This is a genomic window from Henriciella sp. (assembly GCF_049649345.1).
GTDB lineage: Bacteria > Pseudomonadota > Alphaproteobacteria > Caulobacterales > Hyphomonadaceae > Henriciella.
This window is the reverse complement of record NZ_JBARZC010000510.1, coordinates 1-4,426: the sequence shown is the minus strand read 5'-3', so window position 1 is coordinate 4,426 and position 4,426 is coordinate 1. Positions and strand designations below refer to the sequence as shown.

Genomic DNA, 4,426 nt, shown 5'->3' with positions numbered 1-4,426 from the left:
GATCTGGTGCGTCTCGATGATGGAGAAGAAAGCGGCCGAGGAAGAAGCGGCCCGCGAAGCAGAAGCCGAAAGCTAGGCTGATAATCGCCTCAACTGCCCTGTTCCGCTTCACCGCCAATTGGTCTAGAGCGGGGCCCTTAAAGACAATTGCAGGACCGACCTCATGTTCGATATCCGCGCCATCCGCGAAAACCCCGAAGCGTTTCGTGCCGCCTGGAACCGCCGCAAACCCGGCCTCGGCGACAGCGTCGATGAAATCCTGGCCCATGATGCGGCGTTGCGCAAAGCCTTGACAGACAAGCAGGACGCCGAGAGCGCGCGAAATTCCAATTCCAAGCTGATCGGACAGGCGAAAGCGAAAGGCGACGAGGCCGAATTCGAGCGCCTGCGCGGCGTTGTCGCCGAAGCCAAGGAGACGATTGAAGCGGCCGGCGAGCAGGAAGCGGCCGCTCGGGCAGAGCTCGACGCGCTGCTGTTCGGCCTGCCGAACCTTCCCCTCCCGGATGTGCCCGAAGGCGAGGATGAAGAAGCCAACACCGTCGACCAGCATTGGAATGCGCCGCGCGGCTTCAATTTCGCGCCGCAAGATCATGCCAATCTCGGTGAAAAACTAGGCCTAATGGATTTCGAGACTGCGGCGAAGATGTCCGGCTCGCGCTTTGTGCTGCTGCGCGGTGCGCTGTCGCGGCTGGAGCGTGCGCTCGCGAATTATATGCTGGATGTCCAGACAGGTGAGCACGGTTACACCGAAACTACGCCGCCATTCCTCGTGCGTTCTGATGCCATGCAGGGAACGGGGCAACTTCCAAAATTTGGCGAGGACTCGTTTGAGACGACCGATGGCATGTGGCTGATCGCGACATCCGAGATTCCCCTGACCAATAGCGTGCGCGAAACGATCGTTGAGGCCGATTTGCTGCCGCGTCGCATGACGGCCCACACCCCATGCTTCCGCTCTGAAGCGGGCAGCGCAGGCCGCGATACGCGGGGCATGATCCGGTTGCACCAGTTCAACAAGGTCGAGCTTGTCTCTATCGTCCGTGACGAAGAAGAGGGCCTCGCTGAGTTGGAGCGCATGACCACGTGCGCCGAAACGATCCTGGAGCGTCTCGAACTACCTTACCGCCGGATGCTGCTCTGCACTGGCGACATGGGCTTTGGCGCGCGCAAGACCTATGACCTCGAGGTCTGGTTGCCGAGCCAGGAGACCTATCGCGAGATCAGTTCATGCTCCTATTGCGGGGACTTCCAGGCCCGCCGCATGGATGCGCGCTGGCGGCCAGCACCGAGTGAGGCCAATCCGAAGCCGAAGCCTGAATTCGTCCATACGCTGAATGGCTCCGGTCTGGCCGTCGGGCGCACGCTTGTCGCTGTATTGGAGAACTATCAGCAGGAGGATGGCACGATCGCCGTGCCTGAGGTGCTGCGCACGTATATGGGCGGGCTTGAGGTCATCAAATGAGGGAGGTCCGGACCTTTCTATTGATCCTGATGGTTGCACTTCTGTGCACACACGAACTTGATGCCATGACACACGCTGAGTGGCGTATGCTGCCGATCCTTTCGGGCATGGAAGATGGTGTTGCGAGACAGGTTTTTGTCTGGTTTCACATTCCGCTCTTCGCTTTGATATTCTGGGCGGTGTTTGTGGCGCGCTGGCGCGAATTGGGAGCTCTCGTCTTTGCGCTCGGGGCTGTTATCCATTCAATCGCTCACTTCCTCCTGTCAGGTCACCATGACTATAGTTTCGTTCCGCCTGTAGAAACCGTTACAGTTTACGGCGCAGGCTTATTTGGAGCGGTTTATCTCACTCTCAGGGTCTGGAGCAGGCGATGAGAATTCTCCTCACCAATGACGACGGAATTCACGCGCCGGGGCTGTCGGTGCTCGAATCCATTGCGCGTGAGCTCTCCGACGACATCTGGATCGCCGCGCCTGAGGTCGAACAGTCAGGTCAGTCGAGATCCATTACGCTAACGCAGCCGGTTCGCACGCGCGAAGTGCGCGAAAAGTGCTGGGCCGTTATGGGTACGCCGACCGATTGCGTCCTGCTTGCCGTTCATGATCTGATGCCGGAACGGCCGGAACTCATCCTGTCAGGTGTCAATCGCGGCCAGAACATTGCCGAAGATACGAGCCTGTCTGGCACGATTGCGGGCGCCATGTTCGGCATGCATCTCGGCATTCCGTCCATCGCACTGAGCCAGGCCCAGGGCTTTCGTGAACGCGTCTCCCTGCCATGGGAAACGTCGAAGAAATGGGGCGCGGAGGTGATCCGGCCGCTGATCGAGAAGGGCTGGCCGGACGATGTCGTCATGAACGTGAACTTCCCCGACCGCGAACCTGACGACGTTGCCGGGATAGAGATCACGCGGCAGGGCTTCCGCGACGAATCCATCATCACGACAGAGCGGCGTGAAGATTTGCGCGGCAATGACTATTTCTGGATCGGGTTCAGGGGCAAGCTGTCCCGGCCGGAAGAGGGCACCGACCTTCGCGCCATCTATGAGGGCCGCATCTCGGTCACGCCCCTGCATGTCGATCTTACGCATAACCGGTATCTCGAGACACTGAAGGCTTCATGGCAGACCTGATCGCCGATCCCTTCCGGGCCGCGCGCCTCATCCTGCTTTTGCGCCGGCAGGGTATACGCGATGATGCAGTCCTCTCTGCCATGGAGACAATCGACCGGGCCGTGTTCGTCGATCCATCCCTGTCGGAGCTTGCCTATGAGGACACAGCCCTGCCGATCCCGTGCGGGCAGATGATTCCCAAGCCTGTTGTGGTGGCCCAGCTGCTCGGCGCGCTGAAAGCGACGCCCGGCAAGGAAGACCGCATTCTCATCATTGGCTCAGGAAGCGGCTACATGACAGCGCTTCTGGCGCAGATCGGGCGGCATGTCTGGGCGGTCGAGCGCTATGAGCGGCTGGTCATCGATGGCCGCGCCCGCATGCTCGAGCTCAAGGTCGACAATGTGAACTTCCGCCATGGCGACGGGCTTGAAGGCTGGGCTGAACACAAGCCGTTTGAGCGGATCCTGCTGACCGGTGCTGTCACTGGCGTGCCCGAAGGCTTGCTGGGGCAACTGGCCCGCGGCGGGCGCCTTGTCGCGCCGGTCAACCGGACCGGTGAGGACCAGATCATCCGCTGCTTCAGACAGAGCGGGGAGACCGAGGACTTTCCGATCCTCGAACCCTTGCCTGTGCTGCGCTCGGGCAAATCTGCCGCGCTCTAGCTACTCGACGTCAGAGGCTGCGCATTCGCCCTCGGCCGCAACGCTGACGCCCTCTGCGGCGGCGACGCAGGCATTTGAATAGGTCTGCCCATCACATCCACAGATGGGTGCGAATTCTTGCGTACAGACTTCGGGCTTAGGCTCGCAGGTGCCTGTGCCATCCATGACTTCCAGACATTGGCCGTCCGGATATTTGCAGTAGAGATCACCGGGGCACTGGACGCCTGCAATGCCGCCGCACGTGGCACCTTCCGCATCAGGCGCAGCTTCTGGAGGCGCAGGCGTGTCATTGACCGGCGTTGTGTCTTCAGGCGGCGGCGGTGCGTCGACCGGTTCTGGCGATTCCGGCTGGCACGCCGCCAGAATGCCAATCGACAAGGCAATGATAAGATAGCGCATAGTGACCCCCAGATCAGTCCGCAGAGCCTAAATAGGGACACGATTGAAACAGGCTGACAACCCCGAACGCGGATTCGGGGCTGTCAGTGTGGCATTCTGATCAGCCTTTGGCTTCTGCGACGCGCGCGAAGATGTTCTGACCGTGGCCGGAGCCCATTTCGAAATGGGTCTGAACCGATTTGTCGGTGATCTCGTCCCACTTCGCTTCGACCGCTTCCGCTGTTAGCGCATCGCCCTGTCCGACAAAGGCGCCTTTTGTTTCGACAATCTCGGCCATCGAGAAAACGCCTGCACCTGCCGAGAGCACCATGCCGGTCGGGGCTTCATCCTTGACCAGATTCATCACGCCCGGCGTGACATATTCCGGCTTGAGCTGGGCCAGCACTTCAGGCGGCATCAGGCCTTCGGTCATCCGGGTCGCGGCGACCGGGCAGACAGCGTTGATCTTGATGTTGTTCTTCGCGCCCTCGATCTTGAGCGTATTCATCATGCCGACGAGGCCGAGCTTGGCGGCGCCATAGTTCGCCTGGCCGAAATTGCCGTAGAGGCCTGTAGAGGAGGTCGTGACGACGATACGGCCATAATTCTGCTCCTTCATGATGTCCCAGGCCGCTTTGACGGGCTTGAACGAGCCCATGAGGTGAACGTCGATGACCAGCTCGATGTCCTTGAGCGTCATCTTGGAGAAGGATTTGTCGCGCAGAATGCCCGCATTGTTGACCAGGATGTCGACCTTGCCGAACCGCTTGATGGCCTCGGCCACCATCGCTTCGACTTCGTCCTGCTTGGTGA

The 4,426-nt window shown here is 60.3% G+C and carries 6 protein-coding genes; 4 read left to right on the top strand and 2 right to left on the bottom strand.

All coding sequences use genetic code 11. From position 1 onward, the window contains the following. The first annotated feature begins 163 nt into the window (after window positions 1-163). From serS to WA989_RS14125, 4 genes are read left to right on the top strand one after another with little or no spacing between them, the layout of a single operon-like run. A complete protein-coding gene (gene serS, locus WA989_RS14140) occupies window positions 164-1,462 on the top strand; it encodes a serine--tRNA ligase (protein ID WP_424341131.1) in 1,299 nt (432 codons plus the stop codon). Then, complete coding sequence (locus tag WA989_RS14135) at window positions 1,459-1,836, top strand: DUF6713 family protein (protein ID WP_424341130.1); 378 nt, start codon at window positions 1,459-1,461, stop codon at window positions 1,834-1,836. The genes serS and WA989_RS14135 overlap by 4 nt, the downstream gene beginning before the upstream one ends. Further along, entirely contained in the window at window positions 1,833-2,594 is a 762-nt protein-coding gene (surE, locus tag WA989_RS14130; RefSeq protein WP_424341129.1) for a 5'/3'-nucleotidase SurE, read from the top strand. Before WA989_RS14135 ends, surE begins: the two co-directional genes overlap by 4 nt. Continuing rightward, complete coding sequence (locus WA989_RS14125) at window positions 2,582-3,235, top strand: protein-L-isoaspartate(D-aspartate) O-methyltransferase (protein ID WP_424341128.1); 654 nt, start codon at window positions 2,582-2,584, stop codon at window positions 3,233-3,235. The genes surE and WA989_RS14125 overlap by 13 nt, the downstream gene beginning before the upstream one ends. On the opposite strand, the gene WA989_RS14120 is transcribed toward WA989_RS14125, so the two are convergent. Together WA989_RS14120 and WA989_RS14115 are read right to left on the bottom strand one after the other, a co-directional pair. Further along, complete coding sequence (locus WA989_RS14120; RefSeq protein WP_424341127.1) at window positions 3,236-3,634, bottom strand: Kazal-type serine protease inhibitor domain-containing protein; 399 nt, start codon at window positions 3,632-3,634, stop codon at window positions 3,236-3,238. It abuts the gene before it with no gap. 100 nt (window positions 3,635-3,734) lie between these two features. Then, the coding region (locus WA989_RS14115; RefSeq protein WP_424341126.1) for an SDR family NAD(P)-dependent oxidoreductase at window positions 3,735-4,426 on the bottom strand (692 nt) is incomplete at its 5' end.

Excerpts from the sequence above, each read along its gene's own strand:
- serS (WP_424341131.1), top strand. The coding sequence starts at position 164 with ATGTTCGATATCCGCGCCATCCGCGAAAACCCCGAAGCGTTTCGTGCC.
- WA989_RS14135 (WP_424341130.1), top strand. The coding sequence starts at position 1,459 with ATGAGGGAGGTCCGGACCTTTCTATTGATCCTGATGGTTGCACTTCTG.
- surE (WP_424341129.1), top strand. The coding sequence starts at position 1,833 with ATGAGAATTCTCCTCACCAATGACGACGGAATTCACGCGCCGGGGCTG.
- WA989_RS14125 (WP_424341128.1), top strand. The coding sequence starts at position 2,582 with ATGGCAGACCTGATCGCCGATCCCTTCCGGGCCGCGCGCCTCATCCTG.
- WA989_RS14120 (WP_424341127.1), bottom strand. The coding sequence starts at position 3,634 with ATGCGCTATCTTATCATTGCCTTGTCGATTGGCATTCTGGCGGCGTGC.